The following is a 24257-nucleotide window of genomic DNA, read 5'->3' as shown; positions in this document are numbered from 1 at the left end:
TGACGGTGCCGTACGTCCTGAATCGCTCGTGTGAGATCTCTGCAGTAACTCGCAAAATCTGCGAGCTATCGCAGTAATATGCGTTCTTGTGTCAGATTCTGAAAGTCGCGTGCTGACCTTCGTGCGCCCGACTCCGGATCCGACGGCCGTGATGGACCCGGCCGACGTATCGGTGGAGACCGGGCTCGCGGACGTGGTCACGCTTCAGCGGCGGCGCCAGGCGCGGATCTCGGTGCACGACGAGGAGAGCTTGTTCCTCGACACGCTGTCCGAGTACCAGTGGGCGCGGGACGCGGCGGGTCTGGCGCCAACGACGCTGGACGGTCTGATCAAGCCGGTGATCGAGGTCTGCGAGTTCTACGGCACAGTTCCGTGGCGGCTGACTTCCCGCGAGGTCGACCGGTATTTCGCCGGTCCGGGCAAGCGGGCCCAGTCGACCCTGCGCGGCAAGATCAACAAGCTCGACGCGTACTTCGCGTTCCTGGAGCAGCGATACGCCGGCGAGATCATGCGCCTCTTCGGTGCTTCCGTCGAGTCGCCGATCGACCCGTTCAACCGGCCGCGTCACCGAGGTGACTTCGGGCTGCGTATCCCGCCCTCCCAAACGGCAATGAATGACTTCTTCGGTCGGTGGCGCGCGGACCTGCCGAACGCGCGGAAGTACGCGGTCGCCTGCCGCGACTACGTGATGACGAAGGTCGCCTACCTCTCGGGTGTCCGGGCGGCAGAGCTGTGCGGGGTGTGCCTGGGCGACATCCACTGGGAGCACGGCCAGTGGGGCCGGTTCGTCGTCCTGGGCAAGGGCGCCCGGGGCTCCGGTCCTCGCCCGAGGGAGGCGTACCTGTTCCAGGAGGGCCGTGCCCTGCTGTGGTGGTACATCGAGGAAATCCGGGGCGAGTTCGGCGACGACGCGGAGCACCCGCGGGCGCCGCTGTGGCCCTCGGAGCGCAAGTCGAAGGCGATCGCCGACCTGAACGTGCCGATCGCGCCGGCGATCGTGCCTTCGACGTTCCGCAAGGCGTTGCACACCGCGGCCGCGCACTACCTGACGGGCCCCGTCACCGACCTGTTTCCGCACCTGCTGCGGCATGCCTGCGCGACCCACAACTACGAGCGTGGGATGACACTTTGGGAGGTCCAGAAGGTCCTCGGACACAACTGGGCAACGACGACTCTTCGGTACATGGCGACTGCGCACGCTGACCCGGAGCTCGCGAATCTGGCGGCCAGCTCCCGGGCGGCCCAGCGACTGGTGATGGACAAGGGGAACCTTCGGTGAAATGGAATCTGCGGATGGTGGCCGCCCAGCGGGACCTGTGGCGGCCGACCGAGGTGCTCGCCGCCTTTCAGCAGGTCGGGTTCAACCCGTCGCTGAGCAAGGTGGCCGCACTATGGAGCGGCACGCCGGTCACGGTGCGCCTCGATGACCTGGACAAGATGTGTGCCGCGCTGAACTGCACGGTCGCCGACCTGCTCCAGGCCGAGCCGCTCGCGGCGGGCCAGGCGGCGCCGGAGTCCGGTCAGCGCGCGGTCGGCGCCGAAGAAGGGCCGGGGGCGGGCCTGGTGCGGCCGGTGCCGCGCGGCCGTCGTGATGCCGGGCCGCGTTCGCTCCCGCCGAGCTGAGGGTGGTGTCCGGTGGCGGGGGATCGTGGGGAGGGGCTGGCGCGGAGTTGCCCAGTGTGCCTGGGGTGGGTGGTGGTGCACTGGTACCGGGTGTGTGACGGGTGCCGGCCCTGGGCGAGGAAGTACCCCGACCGCGGGGTGTGCCCGCGGTGCCGGCACGAGGCACACCTCAACACGGACGGGCTGTGCAAGCCGTGCCTCATGGCGATCCGGGTCGAGGGAGACGCCGCGTGGGCTCTGGGACTAGAGGAGGCGCGGCCGCGGCCGGTCCAGCTCACGGTCGGCGGCACGTACGGCGACCGGTCGGCGTCGGCTCGACCGCTGCGCCGGCCCACCAAGAATGGTCGGAGTGTGGGGGTCGAGTGGTGGACCAAGCTCCGACAGCAGCGCGCCGATCCCGCCGACCCGCCGGTGCTGGAGGCGCAGGTACGCGGCCAAATCCCGCTCTTCACCGTGCCCAGAGTGCTGAGCGACGCCACGGTCAGCGCAATCGCCGGCCGACCGGTCGCCGAGTGGGAGCAAGTCCGCCAGGTGATCGAGTCGATGGAGGCCGAGTACGGGTTGACCGCGGGCTGGCGCCGCAAGGTCGCCGAGATGGTCCGCCTCGCCCTGGCCGTGCGCGAGGCCGAGGGTGCCGAGCGGCTCCCCGAGGCCATGCTGCGAGACCTACCAGCAAACGGGGACGCGGTCCGCCTGATCCTGCTGGGGGCCGGGCTCCTGGACGAGTCGCCCGAGCCCATGCGGTTTTCCAGGAGGAATCAGCCCGCACGCACCCCATACAGCACCGATCTGGCGCCGCTGCCGCCTCGGGCACCGCGCCAGTGCGCGGACTGTTACGCCTGGATTCCCGCCGGTCGGCGGGCAGGATTCGTCTGTGATCCGTGCCGGCACTGGCGGGAGCGGTGGGGCGGGGCCGGTGCTGCCGTTGCGGTCGCGACGGGCTGGCCCTGCGCGACGGCCGCTGCCGCAGCTGCCACCCCTACCGTCTCCTCGACGAAGCCCGCCCCGCCTCCCGGCGGTTCACACAGCTGGTGATCTCCCTGCCGACCGGCAAGGGCGGCCCGTTCGAGGCGTACCCGGTCGGCGAGCCGGAGGTGCCGGACTACGACGAGCGGCGACCTGCTCTGCACACGAGCCGCGGGCAGGAGGCGCTGTTCACCATCCGGCGTGACTGGGCCCCGGTGCTGGCCCGGCTGCGGAGCACGCCTGTCGGCGAGCCGCCGCTGACCGCGACCGCCCGCCACCTGGTCGAGGAGTTCACCCGCGATCGCCCCGCCCAGCGGCCGGACTACAAGAAGAACACTCGCACGCTGGCGATCCTGCTGTACTGGCTCGGCGCTGACACCGCCGTCTTCGAGCGCGACGTGTACGACCTCGCTCGGATCGACGTGAACCTCGCTGCCAAGCCCGTCTGCCAGTTCCTGCGCATTCGCGGTCTCCTGATGGAGGACCCCGACCTGCATCGGGACGCGGATCAGGTGTGGATCGAGGCGGCCCTGGCCGCGCTGCCGGAGCCGGTCGCGAGCGAGGTGCGCACCTGGGTGAAGGTCATGCGCGAACAGGGCCCCCGCGAGGGCGAGCCGCGCGGGTACGACGGCATCCGCCGCTACCTCACCAACCTCCAGCCCGCCCTCACCGCCTGGACCACGACCGCCGACGTGACCTCACTGCGGGAGATCACCAAGGACGAAGTGGAGGACGTCGTGGGCGGGGAGTCCGGTTACGCCCGCCGAGGGCTAGCCACTGCCCTGCGCAGCCTGTTCCGCGCGCTGAAGCGCGAACGCGTGATCTTCCGCAACCCCGCCCGCGACCTCCCGGTCGGCGACATCAAGGGCATCCCGAAGTCCATCCCCTCCGACCTCCTGATGGGGCTGCTCGATCAGGCCACGACATCGCTCGGCCGCCTCGTCGTGGCCCTCGCCGCCGTTCACGCACTGCCCGGCAAAGAAATCCGGAACCTGCACACCACGGGCCTCGATCTATCCCGCGGCACCCTCGAAGTACGGCGCGGTCGGCTGCGACATACCCTCTACCTCGAGGAACTCACCCACCAACTCGCTGCCGACTGGACAACCTACCGCCACCAGCGGTGGCCCGCTTCGACGAACCCACACCTGCTGGTCAGCCAGAAGAGCGCGGTCGACCCAGACCACCCGGCCGTCAGCATCGGTCTTCTCAGCGACGCCCTTCCCCGCGGCTTGTCGCTCAGCGGTCTACGACAAGACCGCATCCTCAACGAGGCAGCCGAAAGTGCCGACCCGCTCAGACTGATGCGCCTCTTCGGCATCACCGAGCAGACCGCCATGCGCTACGTCACCACCGCCCACCCCGAACGCACCGCCAAGCTGCCCCGGTGAGGCGTCGGCCATGGCAGGTCAGCGCCGGGCGGCCCCGGCCGGTTCCCCGAGGCACCAGGCGAGGCACGAGGCGGACGTAGGCGACTATGCCGACGACCTCGACCAGAGTTTGGGTAACCACGTACGACGCGGCGACGGCCAGGTCGTCGGGCAGAGCTAGGGCCAGGGGGCGGACGCCGAGGGAGTTGCGGGTCGCGCCGGTGAACACGATCGCCCGGCCTTCCAAGCGGAACAGACGGGCCACGGCGTTGTCGGCGAACTACGAGGACACCGCGTAGAACGGGATGACGGCGACGACATCGGCCAGGCTGGCGCCGAGCTTGGGGACCTGAAAGGCGACCACGACCAGCAGCGTCGCGGCCATCAGCGGCACCATCGTGGGGGTCGTCGTGTCGGACACCTTCTGCCCGGCCGGGCGGCGACCGGCCCACGGGGCAAAACAAGGCCGCGTGACAGCTCAGTCATCTGGCCCTCACTCCGGCCGTCCGCGCTGTCATTAGGTCGATCCGCCCTGGGGGTGTGCGGATCTGGGCGTCGGAGGGCGCTTTGAGGTTGCCCGGAAACGGACGCGGAAGTAGTCGCCGCCCTTGCGCTCGCGGTCGTCCGTGCCCCAGTGCACCGACTTGTCGAGCTGTTTGAGTAGCGGAACGTGCTTCGAGCAGTGGATGTATGCCTCCTCGACCTCAATCAGCACCCACGTCTCAAGTCGGCGGGACACCTCCGCGGCCGCCGCAGCCAGCAGTCCTTCCCGCCCAGCGAGCTCAGTGACGATATCCTCGTGTGTTAGGAGGCGCGCCCTGCCATTGACGTGCAAGCCCACGGTCGAGTGGAAGAAGTCGCCGAAGAACACGCCGACATGCGGGTTCTCCGAGATGTTGCCAAGGCTTGCCATCACTCCATTGCCGCGGTACTCGGGATAGATCATCGTACGCTCGTCGAGCACCCGCATCACGCCCGGCTCCCCAGCCCGCAGCGTGCAATCGCAGTGTCCCCGGGCGTCTGACGTGCCCAGGAAGAACAGCGGCTGCCGCGCGATGTACTCCTGCATCAGCGGGTTGAGGTGGTCGAGCATCTGATTGTTGTAGAAGGCGTAGGCCCTGGCTACATTGTTGAACTTTTCCTGCAGTTCATGCTCACCGCGGGAGCCTGGCATCGCACCGCCCTCGTCGAAAGCACGGTGATCGACGTGCACCAGGAGGCCGCGCTGCACTAGCGCGCGAACGATGGGCATGAGGGAGTCCGGTGCTGTGTCCTCCCCGAGGCCCTTCAACAGGTCAGTGATGCGGCGCGGGTGCTGCGCCCTCCTGAGGATGCGTGCGGTCCGCTCGCCCACCTGCAACGTGGTGAGTTCCTCGCCCTCGACCTTGGCGAACACTGCCATCTGGCCGACGGCCAGCCGGACCTCACCAGTGGTGAGCAGCGCCGCAAGGTCGTGGTTGAGGGGGCTGATTGAGTAGTCGCAGCCACGAATCAGCACGGAGTCCGGCGTCAGGTCATCGGCGGTCCTAGCTTCCGACTCCCGTCCAGGGAAGTTGGTCAGCTCGCGGCTGGCGCGTAGCTTGTCCCGCTCGTAATGCAGCAGAGAGCAGAGCGGCGAGTCGAGCAGGTCGAGCCGCACCAGCTCCGCCTCAACGAAGTCCATCATGTCGTCGATCTCGCCGTGGAAGGGCAGCGTGGTCGCGGGGCGGTGCTCAGCGTTGTGTTTCTCGATCCAAGAGAGCCACCGCTCATACCACTCCAGCGGGGTGCTGTAGTGGTCAAGCAGCCTCGGCCACAACGCTTTCAACACGACAAGTCGGGACGCGATCTCCTCGCTGCCATCCACCAGGCTGGCTGGGATCTGTGCCGTGTCGAAGCGGTAGAGACTGGTGAAAACGTCCGGGTGGGTGCTGCGCAACTCCTCCCCGAGCGCGGCGGTGGACCGGGTGAGTGGCGGCTCAAAGTATGCCGCCCTGCGGTTGATCTTGTAGTCTTCGGCGTACATCGGCGCGTCCTGGAACGGGCACAGCGTGAATAGGTGCGCCCGGTAACCGCCGACCTGGAGGAATTCGAAGAACCGGGTCAGTGTCTCGTTGAAAGTTTCCCGTGTCTCCATCGGGTAACCGACGATGAAGCCGGTAACCGGTCGGATGCCGGCCGCTGCGGTGGCGGCCACGACGTCCCGCGAGCGGTCCAGGTCCAGGTTTTTGTGGATTGCCTTTTGCATCTTCTGTGAACCGGTCTCGATACCGTAGTAGATCTCCACACAACCGGCTGCCGCCATCGCCTCGAGCACCTCACGATCGACCATGTCGGTGCGTGTGCTGCACGCCCAGGTCATGCCGAGCGAATCGTCAGTCAGCCGCTTGCAAAATCGCAGCGTCCACTCCCGATTCGTGGTGAAGATGTCGTGTGCGAAGCCGACGTGGTCGCGGTGGTAGCGGTCACGCAGCAACCTAAGCTCTTCAGCGATCCGGTCGATGGACTTCATCCGGAACCGGCGATTCCAGAACGGGGCTGTGGCGCAAAAATGGCACTTGAACGGGCAGCCCCGGCCGACGTCGAGGTAAATGGGCGCGTCCGGGTCCATGCCGTACGCCTCGAAGGTCGGCATCGGCAGCGTATCCAAATCCGGCATCACCTGCCGATCCGGATTGCGTACGATCTGGTCGCCTGTACGCCAGGTCAGCCCGTTCACTTCGCTCGGCGGCTGCTTCTCGGCGAGGCGCCGCAGCATCTCGGTGAAAGTCAACTCGCCCTCACCACGCACCACCATGTCGATGAATGGATATCGCTCCAGCATCAGCTCGGCGATCGGAGAGGATGCGGGGCCGCCCAGGCAGACGAGCGTCTGGGGGGACCGCTGCTTGATCAGTCGGGCCATGGTCACCGTGTGATGCAACGAGTCCGCGTCAGTCATTAGCCCGACCATGCCGTCGTCCGGCTGCAGGATCGTGTCGGTGAGCCGCTCATAGAAGAGGTCGTCGTTGGGAATAAATCCGCCGTTGATCAGTCCGTTCAACTCGGTGACACGGATATCGGCTTCCACTCCGGCGGCGTCCGCGTAGGCCTTGAGGCAGAGTAGACCCGTTGGAACGAAACTCTGCATCGGCAGCTGATCGCCGGGCTCGTGGTCGAGCGTCATCCTGCTGTGATCAAGGTGGAGACTCGTCGCCAGACTGACCTTCATGAAGGAATTCCTTACACTTCGAGGGAGGTCGTGAAACGAGGCACGCACCGTTCCCAATCGTAGGGCGCAGGCCACGGGAAGTCGCTATGAGCGGCCGGTGCGGGTGAAATATCATCCGAACGGAGCCTATGAAGTGTAGGTCTCGGCGAGCCGCGGGATGCTGGCCAGGTATGACTGGTATCAGTCATACCTGCCTAGAGGAGGTAACCACTATGCCCGAGGCCCTCACCGAGGACGCGGTTCTGAGTTTTCTCGACGCCTACCGCGACGCGTACGAGAAGGGGGAAGACAGGTTCTTCTCGTACTTCACCGACGACGCGTCCTTCTTCACCGTCTCCTCGCCGGTCAGGATCGACAGTCGGGAGGAGTTCAAGCGCTCCTTCTCCCCGGCATTCACCAGCGGTATGACTCGGCGCAGTCAGTTCATGGCACCTGAGATTCGCATCCTGGGTGACTATGCGCTGGTGACCTGCCACAACCGCATTTCAGTTGGCGACCAGGTCACCAATCTTCGGGCGACGTTCCTCGTCGTGCTGCGAGATGGTGCGCTGAAGATCGCGCACCTGCACAACTCGGCTTTCCCTCTGCCCGGCGTGCCGGCCGCAGCCGCGAGCGCAAAGGACCTCGAGGAGTTCACTGTTCTCGAGGAGCGCGTGGCCTCCGCCGCCGCTCAGGTCGGCACTCCCAAGTAACAAGGCGCGGGAGAGAAGAGAGGACAGTAAGGGTGACGACCAATCAACGGTCCCGCAAGCTCATCCTCGTCGGTCTGGACGGTTTTTCACCGCTGTGGCTGGAGCGGCTGATGGACGAGGACCGGCTTCCGGCACTCGCGGCGATGCGCCGAGACGGCGCTGACGTCAGTCTCTTCTCTACTCTCCCCGCCACCACGCCCGTTGCCTGGGCGAGTGTCTCAACGGGCGCTTGGCCCTCCACCCACGGCGTGGAAGGCTTTCTCGTCCACCGGCCGGGCGACTCATTCGACCGCCGGGTCAGCGGCTGTTACTCGACGCGGTGCACCGCCGAGCCGCTGTGGGAGACCGCGACCCGTGCGGGGCTGCGCTCCTGCGTGGTGAAGTTCCCGATTTCCTACCCGTCAGGCACCGCCACATTCCGACTGGACGGGGCGGCGGGCTGGGGGGGCCTGCACTGCCTGCACGAGCTAGTGGCGACTGGGGTCACCGACAGCGTGCACCGCAGCGGCGACCGTGAGTTGCACGACGGCAAGCCGTGGAGCGGAGCCGCGCCACCAGGCGAATCGATGGCCCATTGGCGCTGGGAGCTGCCGAACCTGTGGGGCGCGGCGCCGGTTGAGTTGCATGTAGCTCTCCTACGCAGCCAAGGCACGCCGCTGGTCGCGGTGGCAACTGAGCCAGACTGGGGAACTCTGCTCGGCAGCGCGCCGCTGGGCGAGTGGTCGCAGCCACTGGGCCTCACTGCCCCGGACCGCCGTGGCAACCTCACCACCTGGCGGTTCCGCGTCCGGCCCTTGGAGTGCTCCCTCGACTCCCCGCGCCTACGATTGCTGAACACCACCGTGCACGAGCATGCCAACCACTCCGTGCCAGCCGAACTTTGGGAGCGCTACGCCGAGGAGATCGGCCCGATCGAGGAGCAGACCGAGCCCTCGTTGCTGTTCACCGACGAGATCGACGTTCCGACGCTGCTGGACCTGTTCCGGCTCAACGCCGACTGGCTCACCCACGCCAGCGAGGTCCTCCTGTCTAACGAGGACTGGGACGTCTTCATGGTGCACGCCCACTTCATCGACTGGGCACACCACGCTTTTGAGGGCGGCGTCGACCCCCGCCACCCCGACTTCGACCCCGAACGGCGCGCCTTTTACGAGGACGCCATGGCCTCTGCCTACCAGCTCGGCGACCGGCTTGTCGGAGCCGTTCGGGCTGCGGCCGGGTCAGGCGCTGACGTGCTGGTGGTCGGCGACCACGGCCAGGATCTGCACCACACGACCGTACGGGTCAACGAGCTGCTAGCCGAGGCTGGCCTGCTTACCTGGCAGGGCGACGGTGAGGAGGTCGATTGGTCGGCCACCGCCGCTTACGCGATGGGCAACTACGTGTTCGTGAACACCCTGGGCCGCGACCCTGAGGGCATCGTGATGCCGCACTCGGCGGACGAAGTGCGCGCCTCGATCGTAGAGACACTGCTGGCTGCCACCGATCCGGCCCGTGGCAGCCGACCGGTGCTCCTGGCTGGCTGCAAAGAGGAGTTCGAGGCACTTGGCGCGAACGGCGTCGGGGTCGGCGACGTGGTCTTCTGCCTGCGTTCCGGCTATCAGGCCCGCAACGACCGAGGTCCGACGTTCGCCCCCACCAGACTGATGCGCGAGTTCACCGGTGGTCACGACCACTTCTGGCCCTACGACAGGAGAATCCAGACACGCCTGCTTGCAGCCGGGCCAAGTTTCCGGAGCGGCTACCGCCACCAGCGCACCGAGCGGGTGATCGATGTAGCACCGACCGCCGCGCTCGCGCTCGGCATCCCCGCGCCCATGCATAACCAAGGCCACCCGATCACCGCAATCCTCCGGGAAGCTAGCACCAACGACCGGGTGAATGCGGGGCCGGTAGGGGGGACGGAGGCATGACCGCCCGTCTTCACACCCCTGCCCCCCAGTCCACGGTCGCCACTCGGCTCGCCGTAACTGGCGGCGAGCCTATCGTGCCGCGCGGTTACACCCTGAGGTCTGTGTGGCCGCGAATCTCCGAGGACGTCATCAGCCGCGTACTCGCCCAACTCCGCAGCGGTCTGCTGACAGAGATGGCGGCGCTGCGCACCGTCCGTGAGTTCGAAAGCGAGATGGCGGCCTACCACCGGGTGCGCTATGCACTCGCCACCAACAGCGGTACGGCCGCACTGCATTGCGCACTCGCTGGTGTTGGTGTCGAGCCGGGCGACGAGGTGGTCGTGCCAGCGCTGAGCTTCATCGCCTCGGTCGCCGCCGTGATCCACCAGCAAGGCATCCCGGTCTTCGCCGACGTGGATCCACTGACCTACAACGTGACCGCAAACTCGATCCAGGCGGCGCTGACCGAGCGAACCAAGGCCGTGCTCGTGGTGCACCTGCACGGCCTGCCTGCTGACCTGGACGCAATCCGTGCGGTAACCGAGCCGCGTGGCATTCCGATCATCGAGGACTTCGCGCAAGCGGTCGGTGCTACATATCACGGCCGGCCGGTGGGCAGCATCGGCGCGGCTGGCGCCGCAAGCCTGATGGCCGGCAAGAACCTTCCGGCCGGCGGCGAGGGCGGGATCGTCATCACAGGGGACCGGGAGTTGCGCAATCGCGCAGTGCAGCTGAAATGCTTCGGCGAGGCGGTTGCAGTAGACGATGACTACACACTGGTGCACGAGACGATGGGCTGGAACTACAGGATCAGCCTACTCGCCGCAGTGATGGCGAGCCAGCAACTGTTCCAGCTAGACGAGTTGAACACGCTGCGCCGGGAGGGCGCCGCAGTGCTCGACCGGACGCTCGCAGGCCTGCCCGGCTTCAGCCCGCCCGAGGCCATCCCGGACGTCGAGCACGTGTACCACATGTACCGTTTCCGGTTCGATCCCGAGGCCGCGGGACTGTCCATCGACCGGGACCAGGCACGCGAGGCGCTCAAGCAGGTGTTCGCCGCCGAAGGGGTGCCGCTGGTGGAGTTCCAGAACGTGCCGCTGCCCGGCCACGCCCTGATGCAGCGGCGCGTCGGCTACGGCCGTGGCTGCCCGTGGACCTGCCACGGCCGCGGCGATTTGCACTACGACATCCACGACTATCCCGGCGCGCTGGACGCGATCCGCGGCTCCCTGGTCGTCGGGGCCCCCACCCAGGCGGCCGTGGCCAACCCCGAGGCGGTCGCACGGTACGTCGAGTGCTTTGAAAAGGTGGCAGCGAACCTGCGTTCGTTCGAGTTGTTCGCCGCAGAACTAGATGCCAGGGCTCCCTGGGACAACCCGGCCAGATTGTTCTAGGGGCCATGACGCAATGACAACCACGGACTTGAACGCGACTGACCTTCGTTCACTAGCCGAGCGCATCCGCTGGCGAATCCTGACCACCCACCGGCGAGCCGGTGCCGGTCATCTGGGCAGCTCGCTGTCCATCGTCGAACTGCTCAGCGTGGTGCTTGGCGGGCACTACCGCTGGCGCTCAGCCCCGGGCGCAGGCGACGGCGACCGGTTCGTGCTCTCCAAGGGGCACGCCGCACTCAGCCTGTACTGCGCGCTCGTCGAGCTGGGCCGACTGCCGCAGCCAGTGCTCGACGGGTTCGGCCAGAGTGGTGCTGCCGCCGAGCCGCACCCTAACGAGCGGCTGCTGGACGCGGTAGACGCCTCCACCGGCTCACTTGGTCAAGGCTTCTCCATCGGCGTCGGCATGGCACTCGGCGCACGGCTGCGCCGTCGCCAGGCGACCGTGTTCGTCTTGCTCGGAGACGGCGAGTGCAACGAGGGTCAGGTCTGGGAGGCCGCTCGCTCGGCCGCCGCCCTACGCCTGGACAACCTAGTGGTGCTGCTCGACGACAATCGGATGCAGCAGGACGGCCCCACTCCGGACATTTTGGATGTCTCCGACCTGCCGGACGCCTGGGCGCGGATGGGCTGGCTCACTGCGAGCTGTGACGGCCACGACTGCGAGGCCGCCACGGAGACGCTCACTAAGCTGCTCGCGGAGCCGGGCGGACCGAAACTAATCCACGCCCGTACGGTCAAGGGGCGTGGCGTGCCGTTCCTCGAACACCGCGCCGAGAGCCACTATCCACCGCCGTTGGGCGCCGAGGACCTAGCCATGCTGCGCTTCCTCCACCGCAAGACGGCCCAGTGATCCGCCCGCCGAGCCAGAGTTATGGCCAACTGCTAGTAGAACTGGGCCAGGGCACGCCGGATCTGGTCGTTCTCGATGCGGGCCTGGGGACCTCCATGGAGACCGCCGACTTCCGCGCCGCCTACCCGGACCGGTACTTCAACCTGGGCATCGCCGAGCAAAACGCGGTCGGCGTCGCTTCTGGCCTCGCGCACGAGGGGTACGTGCCACTGCTGCACAGCTTCGCAAACTTCCTAGTCAGGCGAGCGCACGACCAGGTGGCCGTCTCGGTGGCCTGGCCGGGCCGCAGCGTCAAGCTGATCGCTGGACACTGCGGCCTGTGGGACGGCCGCAACGGCCCCTCACACACCAGCTACGACGATCTGGCCGGCATCCTCAACCTGCCCGGCATGCTCGTAGTGGAACCGGCCGACCAGACACAGACCAGGCATCTGATGGCTGAGGTGATCGCCTACGACGGTCCGGCCTACGTGCGCCTGCGCCGGCACGGCATGCCGCGTGACCTCGCCGGCGCGCCGCTGAACCGCGGCAGCGTGCTGGTGCGCCAGGCACCAGCGCGGCCAGCGTGCACCGTCGTCGCCGCCGGTACCATGCTCGCCGAGGCGCTGCACGCCGCGCGGCTGCTCGGCGACACCGGCACCCACGTCGACCTGATCGGCGTCGCCGTCCTGGCGCCGGCGAACCTCGAGCCGGTCCTCCAATCGGCGGCGCGCAGCGGGATGGTCGCGGTCATTGAGAACCACGCGCCGCACGGTGGCCTCGCCGACGTCGTGGCGGCTGCGGTCAGCCCGTTCGGCCTGCCCGTGCACAGATTCACCCTGCCCAAGGAGTTCTTGCCAGCTGGCGACTCCGACTGGCTTCTGACGCACTGTGGTCTTGCCGGTCCGCAGCTCGCCGCTCGCATTGAACAAGTCCTGGACGAACGAACATCGGAGGTTGGGTAGCAATGTTCCAGCACCTCGTGCCTTACAGAGGCGCCACGCCGCTGCCCGACAAGACGCGGCCCTTCGTGCGCTACCGCAAGGAGGACTTCGGCTATCTGGCGGCCTTCCCCGACGGCCACGTCGGGATGTACGGCGATGACGTCCTCCCGCTGGTGCAGGCGGGCCTGTCCGCCGACGAGTGCGCCGCGCACGCGCTCACCACGCTCCAAGTGCCGCGCAACTTCCACTTCACCGCGCCATGCATGGCGTGGCTGGAGATCACCCGCAAGTGCAACTTGCGCTGCCCGCACTGTTTCGTGGAGGGAGGCAAAGCCCGCAGCATGGAGTTGTCCACCGCCCGCATCCATAAATTGCTCAACGAATGGGCCGAAATGGGCGTCTTCTCGGTCGTGATCACTGGCGGCGAACCGGGAATCCATCCAAACTTTTTGGACATCGTGAACCATGCGCACGAACTCGGCTTCGTGGTCGGCATCGCCTCCAACGCGGTCCCTCTAACGGACAAGGTCCTCGCCAAGATTCCCCAGGACGACGTGATCATCAGCGTCAGCCTGGACGGTATCCACGACCAGGGCAAGTACCGAGGCGAGAGCGACTTCTCCTATGTGACCAAGAGGTTGCTGGAGATTCGGGACAAGGGCTTCAACACCAGCATCATGACCACCACAACACATGACAACGTGCGCGACCTGCAGACGATCGTCAACTGGGCCATCGACAACGACGTAAGTCTGCGCAGTGTGCCGTTCGTTCCCATGGGCCGGGGCGCACTGTACCGCGAGCTAGCCAACACCACCGCTGACGTGGATCTGGCCGCCGAATTTTGGATCGCTGAGGAGCAGTGGGAGCGAATCAAGGACCGCAGCCTCGGACTCTGTTCCGGAAAGGTGTTCAACTTCCTGCTCACCATGGTGTTCGCCACACGTCGCTGCATGAGCGGCCGGGGCCTGGCCTATGTCAACTCCGGCGGTGACGTCTTCCCGTGCAGCACCTGCTCGGGCAACAAGGTGCTGGGCGCGGGCAACGTGATGATGCGCTCCTTCAAGGACATTTGGGACTCCGAGGACTGGGAGATCCGACAGATCACTTGGGACAATTTCACCGGGACTTGCCAGGGCTGCCCGATCAACGAGGACAAGTACTTCTGCACCAGCCGCTGCCCGGGCAACTCGAGCGTCTACAACAACACCTTCGATGGCTGCGGCGCTACGGAGTTTCAGCGCCGGTCGGTGCTCCGGCGGGAGGAGTTGTTCCGCGAGCGGGTGATGGCCGAGCCGCAGGTCCCCGTCGGTGACCACGGGTCGCACATCGAGCAGGCGCGCTGAAAGGAATTTTGATGAGTATGCTCTCCGACGGTGTTTCGACCGGAGTGGGTCGGCTGCCCGCTCATGTGGTCGCCGCTGGCACCGGCAAAGGCCGGCCCACCTACGTGTACGACTTGGCTGCGCTACGCGCCCGGTGCGCTGAGATCAGCGCACTCCCGCTGCCGCGCAAGCGGGTCTACTTCGCCAGCATGGCCAATGATCACCCCCAGGTGATCGGCTGCGTGCGCGATGCGGGGCACGGCGTGTTCGTCAACTCCCGCAGCCACCTTCAGACGGCGCTGAACGCCGGGGTGCCGCCGGACCGGGTGCTTTACGCCTCCAGCAACATGGTCGATGAGGAGATGCGCCACTGCGCCGACCTCGGTGTGCGCGTGGTGCTCGACTCGGTGGCGCAGGTAGGCCGGTTCGGCGTGGTCGCCGGACCGGGGCATGAAATCGGGCTGCGGGTGAGCGTCGGGTTCATCGACGGCGCGACCCTCCGCGACGACCCCGGTTACCGCTTCGGGGTGCGGCCCGATGAGCTGCCCGCTGCGGTTGCCGCCGCGCGCGAGCACGGCTTGCTGATCGCGGGCGTGCATTCCTATTTCGGCACCAACCTCCCGGCGGCCCCGTTGATCGACGGCATCGAGCGGCTGGCCGAGGCGGCCGCCACGCTGCCGGACATCGCGTTCCTGGACGCTGGCGGCGGGTTCGGGGTGGCCATGCCGGACAAGCCGGAATTCGACTTCGACACCTATACCCGCGGGGTACGGGCCCACCTGGAGCGGTTGGAGCGGCGGGTCGGGCGGGCAGTGGAATTTGTGCTTGAGCCAGGCCGTTACCTGGCCGCGAACTGCGGGCACTTCTTCGTTACCGTCGTGGACGTCAAGGAGCGCGCAGACCGGGTCTTCGTCGGCACCAACGCGTCTGTGGCGGTATTCCCGCGGCCCCTGATGTACCCGGACCGGGCCGAGCATCCGTGCGGCATCGTCGGACGCGACCCCCTGGATCCGCCGGATGAGCGGCCGGTCTACGTCTGCGGCAGCTCCACCTACTCACAAGACTTTTTGGCCAGGGGCATCCGGCTACCGCTGCCGCAGATTGGCGACACCCTGGTGTTCGGCCACGCTGGTGCCTACTGCCGCTCGATGGTGACACGATTCCTCGGCAAGGACGCGCCACTCGAAGTGATCCTCGACGGGCCCTCCTCGGCCGTCTCAGCCACCGCCGAGGTGGATCTGCTGGCCAAGACGGCAGTGACCACGAGCTGAAGGAAGCGTCCGATGGAGCTGCGCCGCAGGGAGCACGTCCGCTCACTGGGTGTTCTCGTCAGCCGGCTGGGCGAGGTGTCGGTGCGACACGAGCGGTGCGAGTTCACCGGCGGCCGGGACGACCTCGGCGACGGCAGCCGGCTGTTCGCCGGGACCGGCCGCACGGGCGGCGGACTAGCTGTGCCCGAGCCGCCATGGCCGGCCGACCGGGAGGTGATTGAGAGGCTCCTGCTGGACTTCACCGCCTGGATCGGAGGGGCGGTCACACTGCGGCACCAGACCGTGGCCACCGGCCGCATTGTGCGGGCTGGGGCCGGCGCGGCCGCCCAGCGAGTGCGCACCGTGTTCGCCCTCACTGGACAGGCCGTCACAGACAACGGCCGGACGTTGCCGATTGGGGTGAGCGGCCGCGGAAGCGGACTGGACGTGCTCCGAGACCGTCAGTTCGCTGAGAGCATCGCCTGGATGTGCTGCGCGCTCGCGGCAGCGACCGAGCCTGTGCGCGGCCGCCCCCCTGCGGTGTTGCGCCCGCAGGCGGCCGCCGTCCTGCTGCATGAGGCGGTCGGCCACTACGCCGAAGCACTGCATGTCGGGGCGCCCGCAGTGCACCGGCTGTTCACCCGCATCGCTGGAGAGTGCCTGTCGGTCGCGGACAGGCCCGAACCGGACGGCGGTCCCGGCGGCTACCACCAACACGACGACGAGGGCGTGCTCAGCCTCGGGCCGACCGAACTGGTGCGGCAAGGCGTGCTGATCGCGCAGTTGCACAGCCGGTCGACCGCCCGCGCCGCGGCCACTGCGTCCACCGGCAACGGCAGGGCGGCACAGGTCTGGGACGTGCCGATCCCGCGCATGTCCACTTTGGTGTGTGCGCCGGGCCAGCGGACGGAGGAGACACTAGTGGACGACCTCGGCTCCGGTGTGTACATCCATCGGTTGGCTGACGGCTACCGGCAGGGAATCCAGGTTTCGGCCAGCATTGTGCTCGGCGAGCACATCGAGCGGGGTAGGCGGACTGGTCGATACTTCACCGGCGGCCAGGTTGATGGCCGACTGGACCTGTTCACCCACCTCGTCGAGCTGGGTGACCATGCTGAGCGCAACCCGAATGCCATGTGTGGCAAGGACCGCCAGTTGCTGTTCGACGTCGGCACCATCGCGCCAGCGATGCGTCTGTCCACGCTCAGCCTGGGGGCCCGGGAATGAGCACGATGTGGCGGGAGGTCAACCGGGTGCGGCGCATCGGTGAGGCGACGCCGGAGCAGCACCAGTGGGGTTGCCGGATCGACACCGACGCCGACGGCCTGACCGTGCGGATCACCGCGCCTGAAGCAACTGCCGACCGCGACCTTGACACCTCAGCAGCAAGGTTGCACGACGAGCTGCTCGCCCAGGTGCCCCGGATGCTGTGTGAGAGCGCACGATCCGAAGTCGGCGTCGTACGCACCGAGACGCCGGCTGGGGTGCTCGAACGCCCATACTCGCTCGCCACCTGCGCCGACGTGGTGATCACGTTGGCCGAGGAACTTGCCCCGGAGCTGGCCAGCCCCTGGTGCGGCACAAACTCGCCAGACGACCTCGACCTGCGGTTGCCGATTGTGCTCGGGCCATCTGCCGTGCTTTCACTCGCCGCCGGTATGCTCGAACTGGCCGATGACGCCGGAGCGGCGCTCCCCGATTGGCTCTCGGTGCACGCCGGCGTTCACTCCCCCTACCCGCCACACGATGTGCCCGAGGGGCTGGACGACGCTGCGATCACGTGGTGGACCGCGCACATCGAACACTGGTTGCGGCCGATGCGCACCACCAGGACGAGCCGCGGTCAGTACAAGGTGCGTGCAGCTCTGCCGCCGGCACCGGCTATCTCATCTGCGGTTTGGATCGAGTCACTGGTCAGTCTGGACACCGAGGGGCACTGCTGGCAGGCATCACTGTCCATCGAACGGGATGGTGGCCGCTGGTGGATCGCCCAGCCGCTGCCCGTTGAGATCGGCGCCGCCGAGATGTTCGGCGCGGCCGTGGGGCAGATGGAGCAGCCACGGGTGGCGTTGGACCGCGACTCCGTGGACGGGGAGTCGTTCGGCTGGGCGCCCGGCCTACTGCTCAGGAGACCGGCCAGCGACCTGGGCGTCGGCAAGGGGCTGAGATGATCAACCACCGTGTCGACCTGGCTAGCGCAGTGGATCGCGTAGGCGCCACCTACGACACCGAACGGGCCCAGGGCGAACTAAACGCGTGGGGCAACAGCTTCCCTGCCGAGGAACTGCCGTTCGGTGGGCAAGTCAACGTCGGCGGCGTGTTCTATGCCCTGGTCGAAAAGGCGCCGCAGCAACCCGACCACCTTGAGGCACTCGGCCAGATGATCGCCTGCGGTCCGCCCAGCCGACCGGTCGACGCGCTGGCTCTTCTCGCCACAGGCGAGCTGGGGCCGCAGAAGCTGTCCATACGCGTGCATTTGGCAGGTGGCGACGTGGCAACTGTACCGGTGGCGGTCCCAGGCTGGCTGGTCCGCCCGGACGCGCCGGTGACCGCCGACCAGCTGCGTTGCAGCCATCTGCACTATCCCGGCGGCTACGAGCTCGCCAGGTTGCTTCCTGTGCTGTGGAGCCGGGTGCTGCCGCTGCCGGGCTTGCCGATAACCGCGCTCGAGCTGCTGGTCAACCCGCTGGTGCACGTTTTCGCCATCTCCCTACTGGCCGAGGTGGAGCCATGACCTGGACGCCCAGCGTCAGCACGCTGTACCGCAACATCGAGGTGCTCGCCGGGCGCCGCAGCCCCCGCTCCCATCAGATGCGACTCGGCCTGCGCTGGGGTTTCGGACTGCCTATCGGAGGGCGCACCGACCTCACCGAGTACAGCTTCCCACTGCAGCCGGACGGCGACCTTCTCGGTCTACTCCGCCGCCGCGGCGGGCTGGCCATCAAGCGTCACGATGATCCGTCCGGCACAGCCATGGACGTCTACCTGCAAGAAACCAGGGAGCCGGTGATCGCCGTAGTCGACAGCTACCACCTGCCGTACCGGCCCGCCTTCGGCCGGGTGCACAGCTCACGGACGATCATCGTCGAGCCGCTCGACTCCGACCACGTACAGGTAGAGGACTGCTGGGAGCCGTCCTACTGCGGCGTGCTGCACCGCCGCGCCCTCAACGCCGCCCGCTACTCGGACGCGGTGGCGAATCCGGTACTGGAGCCGGTCTACTCCGGCGTGCAAGCACCGGCTCAGTGGTTCACGGTCACAGTCGAGCCGTTCCGGGTCGCCGACCCACAGCGTTGGGCACAGGACGTCATCGAGTTGCTGGTCACAGAGGTCGTCAGAACCGAGCGCACCACGGACGCGCACTTCGGCCTAGCCGCACTCCGCGAGTTGGTCCAACTGCTCGCTCTGGGAGGTGACAAGGTCTGGCGGGTGATTCCGCGGCGCACCCTGGCGCTGGTGCTGCGCGCCGAACTGAGCAGCCGCCGCTACCTGTGCGTGCTGCTACGCAACGCCGTCGCGCTCGCTGGCCGACCCGCCCTCACCGCCGAGGTCGAGCGCTACCAGGAGGGGCTCCAGCACCTGCAGGCGGCCCGGGACGTGCAGGTCAAATCGCTGCGCACGGCCCGTGTCCCATACGACGCCTACGTGCTCTATCACTGCCGCGAAACGCTGGCCAACGAGAAGCGGTTGCTCTCCGCGATCACCGAGGCCAACCTGGCAAACACCGCGAAGGAGGTGGCGCAATGGACCGCGTCGCGCTGATCGGGCTGGACGGCGTGCCGCCCGCCCTGCTGTTCGGGCCGTGGCGGGCAGACCTGCCAGTGATCGACGAGCTGTGCCGCACCGGCGCGCACGGGATTCTCTGGTCATGCCTGCCGCCGATCACGGTGCCTGCTTGGAGCTGCATGCTCAGCAGCCAGGACCCGGGGCAACTTGGCATCTACGGGTTCCGCAACCGGGCCGACCACGGCTACACCGGCCTACGCATGGCAACCAGCCGGGACATTCGAGCACCGCGCGTGTGGGACCTCATCGGGCGTGCTGGCGGCCGCTCGGTGGTCATCGGCGTCCCCGGCACCTACCCGCCGCCTCCCATCGACGGCCTGGTGGTGTCGGACTTCCTGGCGCCCGGCCGGGACGCGGCGTTCACCCACCCCAGCCCGGCCCGGACGCGCGTACTCGACCTTGCACCGGACTATCGGTTCGATGTCACCGACTTCCGGCACCGCGCCCTGCCCTCCCTTGTCGCCGACGTGACCGCCATGACCCGTGAGCGATTCCGGCTGGCCCGCGCCCTGGCCGCCGAGCCGTGGGACTTCTTCGCCCTGCACGAGATCGGCACCGACCGCCTGCACCACCGGTTGTGGCCTCCGAGCTTCACCGAGTCGAACGAGATCACCAGTCTGCTCCTGGGCTACTACAAGGTCTTGGACTACGAACTGGGGCTGCTGCTCTCGGTGCTGCCACCGGACACCGCAGTGATCATCGCCTCCGACCACGGCGCCCGGCGCATGCGCGGCGGCGTACGGGTCAACCAGTGGCTGGTCGACCAGGGCTACCTCCGGCTGTTGCCCGGCACCCCAGCCGGCACCGTGACTCCAGACGCCATCGACTGGGACCAGACCGTGGCGTGGGGTGAGGGCGGCTACTACGCCCGGCTCTGCCTCAATATCAAAGGCCGCGAGCCGTTCGGCACCGTGCCCGAGAGCGCGGTGCCCGCCCTGCTGGACGAACTCCGCGACGGGCTCAGCGAGATCCGAGACAGTGACGGTGAGCGGCTCCAGACCACCGCCCGTACACCCGCGGAGGTCTACAGGGCGCAGCACGGCGTGCCGCCCGACCTGCTGGTGCTGTTCGACGACCTGGCCTGCCGGTCGATCGGCACACTAGCCGAGGGCGGAGTCTTCACCACCGACAACGACCTCGGTACTGACATTGCCAACCACTCGATGGACGGCGTGGTGGTGATCCACGGCGGGAACGCGCAGGTGCCGCCGAACGGGGCTGACATCTACGACATCGCGCCTACCATCCTCGACCTGCTGGGCGTGCCGATTCCGCCGAGCATGGTTGGTCGGTCACTCATCGAGAGGAGATCCTCGTGACGCCGTTCACAGTGGTGACTGGCGGAGACGGTGTGGAGCCGTCTCTGCGACTGCGGGATGAACTGCGCAGCCGGGACACACCATGTGTTCTGCTAATCGACCCAGCCGAGGCCGCAGTGGCGGCCTGCTCCGCCCTGGCCCAGGCTGGCATCTCTACCGTTGTCCATAGTGCGCCCGAGCGGGTCGACCTCCTGCTCGCCGACCTGCGCCAGGAGCTCCCACGGGTTGTGGCCTCCCAGCCATCCGCCGCAACCACTGTCGACGAGCTCGAGACCATGGGCTGGCTCACCGACCCGGGCGAGGTCTACACCCAGGAGGAGCTGGAGACAGTGACCGCACGGCTGCAGGAGCTGGGCTATTCATGAGCCCCCTATGCCAACGATCGCCGCATGATGGGCCGCCCGGTTGGGCCGCGCGCCGCCTCGGTGAAGCCAGCCGAGCGAAACGCCGACACCGTTCCGGTCCACGCGAAGGCGTCCGGCATCGCTTCCTGCTTCGGCTCAACCGGGTAGCCCTCCAGAATGGTGGCCCCCTGCGCAGCAGCGTACTCGGCGGCGGCCCGGAGCAGGGCGACGCTAGTTCCGGAGCGCCGTCGATCCCGGCGAACGAACAGACACACCACTGACCACTGGCCGGCGTCATCGATAAGCGGGAGTGCGCGGGACCGGGCAAGCACCGGAAAGGACTCGCGCGGGGCCACCGAGCACCAGCCGATGGGCTGTCCATCGTCGTACATCAGAATACCGGGCACGTCGCCACCATCGACGATCGCACGCAGCGCAGCACGGTTCGCGTCGCCTTTCGCGGCGTTGTACACCGACCGGGAAAGGCGCCACCACATGCACCAGCAGCCGCCGCAGGCCCCACGTGGTCCGAAAAGTTCCTCAAGATCTTGCCATCGGCCAGGAGTTAGTGGCAGCAGCGTGCCGTGCCTGTCGTCCACACCGCCAGGATACCGGCCGGGCAAGGAATTCTCCGGAAGTGCTGTGAGCCGAGCAGAACGCAGAGCACGGGCACAGTCTCCACGACCGCGACCCGGACCTGTTCTGCTCGCTTCTGAAGGTCGAACCGCTGCAGCGCGGGCTAATGGCGTACGACGCCTGGGGCATCAGACTGTGCCACGACGAGTCCCCCACCCGGGCGAACCCCCCGGTCGTCGGCTGAGACGCCAAGCGCCGCAAGGCGAAGATCACGCCGATCGCCCGCTGGAGGCAGAACGACGTCGACGCATACGACGCCCAGCACAGGGTGCTGCTGAACCCGCTGCTGTGAAACGGCTACACCTCGATCGACTGGCCCCCTGCACCTGCCGGGTCGCCGAGGGCGAGGACGCCGGGTTGGCCGCTCGGTGGGCACCGGCAAGATCGGTTGCGGACTACACACCTGACCGACCCTCTTCCGAGTCACCACCCTGGAGCGACCGACGTGACCACCACCGTCGAGGGCTCGGCAAGCGGCCGCGCACCGAGGCGCACCGGGTCGAGACCACGCAATGGGGACTGGCATGACGGCAGCGGACAAGACGCTCATCGACCGCACCAAGAACCTCTACACTCTCTCCCACCTAGACGCCCTCGAGGCGGAGTCGGTGCACATTTTCCGCGAGGTGGCGGGCGAGTTCGAGCGGCAGGTGCTGCTGTTCTCTGGCGGCAAGGACTCCATCGTCATGTTGCACCTGGCCCTAAAGGCCTTCTGGCCCGCGCCGGTGCCCTTCGGCCTGCTTCACGTGGACACCGGGCACAACTTCCCCGAGGTCATCGCCTACCGCGACCAAATTGCGGCGACGTGCGGGCTGCAACTCCACGTCGCCTCGGTGCAGGAGTACATCAACGCCGGCAAGCTGCGCGAGCGCCCCGACGGCACCCGCAACCCGCTGCAGACCGTGCCGCTGACCGATGCCATCCGGAACAGCGCCTTCGACGCCGTCTTCGGCGGCGGCCGACGCGACGAGGAGAAGGCTCGAGCCAAGGAGCGGGTCTTCTCGCTGCGCGACGAGTTCTCCCAGTGGGACCCGCGCTGCCAGCGCCCCGAGCTCTGGCAGCTGTACAACGGTCAGCACGCCCCCGGCGAGCACGTCCGGGTGTTCCCGCTGTCCAACTGGACCGAGCTGGAGGTCTGGCAGTACATCGAGCGCGAGGGCATCGAGCTGCCGGAGATCTACTTCGCCCATGAGCGCGAGGTCTTCCAGCGCAACGGCATGTGGCTGACCGCTGGCGACTGGGGCGGGCCCGAGGACGGCGAGACCGTGGAGCGCCGACTCGTCCGGTACCGCACGGTGGGAGACATGTCCTGCACCGGCGCCGTGCAGTCCGACGCTGCAACCGTGGCCGCCGTCATCGCCGAGGTCGCCGCCAGCCGTCTCACCGAGCGCGGCGCCACCCGGGCCGACGACAAGCTCTCCGAGGCCGCCATGGAAGACCGCAAGCGCGAGGGGTACTTCTAAGTATGTCGACCGATCTACACCACGTCGCCACACCTGCGGGCCGGGACGCCGCGGCCGCCACCTCGCTGCTGCGCTTCGCCACCGCCGGCAGCGTAGACGACGGCAAGTCCACCCTGGTCGGGCGGCTGCTGCACGACACCAAGTCGGTGCTCGCCGACCAGCTGGAGGCCGTCGAGCACGCCTCACTCCGCCGCGGTCAGGACACCCTCGACTTGGCCCTCCTCACCGACGGCCTGCGCGCCGAACGCGAGCAGGGCATCACTATCGACGTCGCCTTCCGCTACTTCGCCACCCCCGGGAGGCGGTTCATCCTCGCCGACACCCCCGGCCACGTGCAGTACACCCGCAACATGGTCACCGGCGCCTCCACCGCCGAACTGGCCGTGGTGCTGGTCGACGCCCGCAATGGCGTAGTCGAGCAGACCCGCCGCCACGCCGCCGTCGCCGCCCTGCTGCGGGTGCCGCATGTGGTACTGGCGGGCAATAAGATGGACCTGGTGGACTACGCCGAACCGGTCTTCGCCGCGATAGCCGAGGAGTTCAGCGCGTACTCGGCCACCCTGGGTGTGCCGAACGTCACCGCCATCCCCATCTCGGCGCTGGCTGGGGACAACGTGGTGGAGCCCTCGGCCAACATGGACTGGTATGGGGGGCCCACCCTGCTGCAGCACTTGGAGACCGTGCCGGTCGGCTCCGACCCGTCCGCCGAACCGGCGCGCTTCCCGGTGCAGTGCGTCATTCGGCTCCAGTCCGGGGAGTACCGCGGCTACGCTGGACAGCTCGCCTCTGGAGTGCTGCGTACAGGCGACACCGTCACCGTACTGCCCTCCGAACTGACCTCCACGGTGGCCGGGATCGACGTCCTCGGCGAGCAGACGGACATCGCCTGGGCCCCACAGTCGATCACTGTACGCCTCACCGACGACATCGACATCTCCCGCGGCGCCCTGCTCGCCGCCGGGCCCCTGCCGACCCTCACAAAGGACGTCAGGGCCACCGTCTGCCACCTACACGAGCGCCCGCTGCGGCCGGGCGACCGGGTGCTGTTGAAGCACACCACCCGCACCGTGCGCGCCCTGGTGAAGGAGATCCCGTACCGAGTGGACATCGACACCCTGGAGAAGCGGGGCACCGGGGAGCTAGCTGTATTGATCACGAGCGTTGTTAACGCTGACCGGGCTTGAACATGGCGAAGGCCTCCGTGTGTGGTGGAGGTGTCGAATCTTCACCGCAC

21 protein-coding genes and 2 pseudogenes are annotated in these 24257 nt (G+C 67.6%); 20 read left to right on the top strand and 3 right to left on the bottom strand.

What is annotated here, in order from left to right:
- Positions 1 to 151: 151 nt before the first annotated feature.
- From ACFWWR_RS39800 to ACFWWR_RS39785, 4 genes are all read left to right on the top strand, one after another.
- Positions 152 to 1279: a tyrosine-type recombinase/integrase gene (locus tag ACFWWR_RS39800; RefSeq protein ID WP_384308712.1), complete on the top strand. Its 1128-nt coding sequence runs from the start codon at positions 152 to 154 to the stop codon at positions 1277 to 1279.
- Positions 1276 to 1623 (top strand): helix-turn-helix domain-containing protein, encoded by a 348-nt coding sequence (locus tag ACFWWR_RS39795; RefSeq protein WP_384308677.1) that lies wholly within the window; start codon positions 1276 to 1278, stop codon positions 1621 to 1623. The genes ACFWWR_RS39800 and ACFWWR_RS39795 overlap by 4 nt, the downstream gene beginning before the upstream one ends.
- A gap of 351 nt (positions 1624 to 1974) precedes the next feature.
- On the top strand, positions 1975 to 2658 hold the full coding sequence (locus tag ACFWWR_RS39790; RefSeq protein ID WP_384308675.1) for a hypothetical protein: 684 nt from the start codon (positions 1975 to 1977) through the stop codon (positions 2656 to 2658).
- Complete coding sequence (locus ACFWWR_RS39785; protein ID WP_384308672.1) at positions 2655 to 3980, top strand: hypothetical protein; 1326 nt, start codon at positions 2655 to 2657, stop codon at positions 3978 to 3980. The genes ACFWWR_RS39790 and ACFWWR_RS39785 overlap by 4 nt, the downstream gene beginning before the upstream one ends.
- Here the strand turns inward: ACFWWR_RS39785 and ACFWWR_RS39780 are convergent.
- Positions 3937 to 4410 (bottom strand): annotated as a pseudogene (locus ACFWWR_RS39780) (hypothetical protein); the annotation flags it as partial. The gene ACFWWR_RS39785 and the pseudogene ACFWWR_RS39780 overlap by 44 nt on opposite strands.
- Before the next feature lie 66 nt (positions 4411 to 4476).
- Entirely contained in the window at positions 4477 to 7149 is a 2673-nt protein-coding gene (locus tag ACFWWR_RS39775) for a radical SAM protein (RefSeq protein WP_384308670.1), read from the bottom strand.
- A 212-nt stretch (positions 7150 to 7361) separates the two neighbouring features.
- Here ACFWWR_RS39775 and ACFWWR_RS39770 point away from each other — a divergent pair, with 212 nt between their 5' ends.
- The 13 genes from ACFWWR_RS39770 to ACFWWR_RS39710 are packed head-to-tail and all read left to right on the top strand — an operon-like array spanning position 7362 to position 20945.
- Entirely contained in the window at positions 7362 to 7841 is a 480-nt protein-coding gene (locus ACFWWR_RS39770) for a nuclear transport factor 2 family protein (RefSeq protein WP_384308667.1), read from the top strand.
- A gap of 32 nt (positions 7842 to 7873) precedes the next feature.
- The gene (locus ACFWWR_RS39765) at positions 7874 to 9754 is read left to right on the top strand and encodes an alkaline phosphatase family protein (protein ID WP_384308664.1); all 1881 of its coding nucleotides are present in this window, start codon (positions 7874 to 7876) and stop codon (positions 9752 to 9754) included.
- The gene (locus ACFWWR_RS39760; RefSeq protein ID WP_384308662.1) at positions 9751 to 11127 is read left to right on the top strand and encodes a DegT/DnrJ/EryC1/StrS family aminotransferase; all 1377 of its coding nucleotides are present in this window, start codon (positions 9751 to 9753) and stop codon (positions 11125 to 11127) included. The genes ACFWWR_RS39765 and ACFWWR_RS39760 overlap by 4 nt, the downstream gene beginning before the upstream one ends.
- A gap of 13 nt (positions 11128 to 11140) precedes the next feature.
- Positions 11141 to 11977 (top strand): transketolase, encoded by an 837-nt coding sequence (locus ACFWWR_RS39755; RefSeq protein ID WP_384308660.1) that lies wholly within the window; start codon positions 11141 to 11143, stop codon positions 11975 to 11977.
- A complete protein-coding gene (locus tag ACFWWR_RS39750; protein ID WP_384308657.1) occupies positions 11974 to 12921 on the top strand; it encodes a transketolase family protein in 948 nt (315 codons plus the stop codon). Before ACFWWR_RS39755 ends, ACFWWR_RS39750 begins: the two co-directional genes overlap by 4 nt.
- A 2-nt stretch (positions 12922 to 12923) precedes the next feature.
- Positions 12924 to 14246 (top strand): radical SAM protein, encoded by a 1323-nt coding sequence (locus ACFWWR_RS39745; protein ID WP_384308655.1) that lies wholly within the window; start codon positions 12924 to 12926, stop codon positions 14244 to 14246.
- Between the two features lie 11 nt (positions 14247 to 14257).
- Positions 14258 to 15496: a diaminopimelate decarboxylase family protein gene (locus tag ACFWWR_RS39740; protein WP_384308653.1), complete on the top strand. Its 1239-nt coding sequence runs from the start codon at positions 14258 to 14260 to the stop codon at positions 15494 to 15496.
- A 12-nt stretch (positions 15497 to 15508) separates the two neighbouring features.
- Positions 15509 to 16702 carry a metallopeptidase TldD-related protein gene (locus ACFWWR_RS39735; RefSeq protein ID WP_384308651.1) on the top strand — a complete coding sequence of 398 codons (1194 nt, stop codon included), beginning with the start codon at positions 15509 to 15511 and terminating at the stop codon, positions 16700 to 16702.
- Positions 16699 to 17646, top strand: a complete 948-nt coding sequence (locus ACFWWR_RS39730) for a hypothetical protein (protein WP_384308648.1) — start codon at positions 16699 to 16701, stop codon at positions 17644 to 17646. The genes ACFWWR_RS39735 and ACFWWR_RS39730 overlap by 4 nt, the downstream gene beginning before the upstream one ends.
- Positions 17643 to 18209 (top strand): hypothetical protein, encoded by a 567-nt coding sequence (locus ACFWWR_RS39725; protein WP_384308646.1) that lies wholly within the window; start codon positions 17643 to 17645, stop codon positions 18207 to 18209. The genes ACFWWR_RS39730 and ACFWWR_RS39725 overlap by 4 nt, the downstream gene beginning before the upstream one ends.
- Entirely contained in the window at positions 18206 to 19237 is a 1032-nt protein-coding gene (locus ACFWWR_RS39720) for a hypothetical protein (RefSeq protein WP_384308644.1), read from the top strand. The genes ACFWWR_RS39725 and ACFWWR_RS39720 overlap by 4 nt, the downstream gene beginning before the upstream one ends.
- Positions 19219 to 20580 carry an alkaline phosphatase family protein gene (locus ACFWWR_RS39715; RefSeq protein ID WP_384308642.1) on the top strand — a complete coding sequence of 454 codons (1362 nt, stop codon included), beginning with the start codon at positions 19219 to 19221 and terminating at the stop codon, positions 20578 to 20580. Before ACFWWR_RS39720 ends, ACFWWR_RS39715 begins: the two co-directional genes overlap by 19 nt.
- Positions 20577 to 20945: a hypothetical protein gene (locus ACFWWR_RS39710; RefSeq protein ID WP_384308639.1), complete on the top strand. Its 369-nt coding sequence runs from the start codon at positions 20577 to 20579 to the stop codon at positions 20943 to 20945. The genes ACFWWR_RS39715 and ACFWWR_RS39710 overlap by 4 nt, the downstream gene beginning before the upstream one ends.
- A 5-nt stretch (positions 20946 to 20950) precedes the next feature.
- Here the strand turns inward: ACFWWR_RS39710 and ACFWWR_RS39705 are convergent, their stop codons facing one another.
- Positions 20951 to 21523, bottom strand: a complete 573-nt coding sequence (locus ACFWWR_RS39705) for a GNAT family N-acetyltransferase (RefSeq protein WP_384308636.1) — start codon at positions 21521 to 21523, stop codon at positions 20951 to 20953.
- A 47-nt stretch (positions 21524 to 21570) separates the two neighbouring features.
- On the opposite strand from ACFWWR_RS39705, the pseudogene ACFWWR_RS39700 reads away from it, so the two are divergent.
- From ACFWWR_RS39700 to ACFWWR_RS39690, 3 genes and pseudogenes are all read left to right on the top strand, one after another.
- Positions 21571 to 21967 (top strand): annotated as a pseudogene (locus ACFWWR_RS39700) (phosphoadenosine phosphosulfate reductase family protein); the annotation flags it as partial.
- A gap of 117 nt (positions 21968 to 22084) precedes the next feature.
- A complete protein-coding gene (gene cysD / locus ACFWWR_RS39695; protein ID WP_384308634.1) occupies positions 22085 to 23023 on the top strand; it encodes a sulfate adenylyltransferase subunit CysD in 939 nt (312 codons plus the stop codon).
- Between the two features lie 2 nt (positions 23024 to 23025).
- The gene (locus ACFWWR_RS39690) at positions 23026 to 24207 is read left to right on the top strand and encodes a sulfate adenylyltransferase subunit 1 (protein ID WP_384308632.1); all 1182 of its coding nucleotides are present in this window, start codon (positions 23026 to 23028) and stop codon (positions 24205 to 24207) included.
- Positions 24208 to 24257: the final 50 nt, after the last annotated feature.

It is taken from the genome of Streptomyces sp. NPDC058678 (assembly GCF_042714835.1).
Classification (GTDB): Bacteria; Actinomycetota; Actinomycetes; order Streptomycetales; family Streptomycetaceae; genus Streptomyces.
Note: the sequence above shows the minus strand (reverse complement) of the source record. Positions and strands in the feature narration are given on the sequence as shown.